Raw genomic sequence first — 410 nt, 5'->3', positions numbered from 1 at the left:
CCGCCTGCCGATACCCGCTCGCCACCGCCTCCCGCAACGCCTGCGGCCGACGCAGCCGCGCCCTGGGCCGCGCTGCTGCCTCCCCCCGTGCTGCTGCTGGGCGAGCAGCACGACGCGCCGGACCACCAGCGCCTGCAGCGCGAAGCGGTGGCGGCGCTGGGCGCGCGCGGCGCCCTGTCGGCCGTCGTGCTGGAAATGGCCGAGGCCGGCCACGGCACGCAGGGCCTGCCGCGCGATGCCGGCGAAACCGCCGTGCGCGCGGCGCTGGCCTGGAACGATGCGGCCTGGCCCTGGGAGCGCTACGGTCCGGTGGTGATGGAGGCCGTGCGCGCCGGCGTGCCGGTGCTCGGCGGCAATCTGCCGCGTGCGCGCATGCGCGATGCCATGCGCGATCCGGCCTGGGACGCACG

At 78.0% G+C, this 410-nt stretch carries 1 protein-coding gene; it reads left to right on the top strand.

The genetic code is table 11. The annotated features are described in order from the left end of the window. Nucleotides 1-87 precede the first annotated feature (87 nt). Nucleotides 88-410: ChaN family lipoprotein (locus tag AC066S_RS39740; protein WP_478272053.1), on the top strand; the 323-nt coding region annotated here is incomplete at its 3' end.

The organism is Bradyrhizobium sp. CFUWI (genome assembly GCF_056429085.1).
This window is presented reverse-complemented; position numbering and strand designations above follow the sequence as displayed.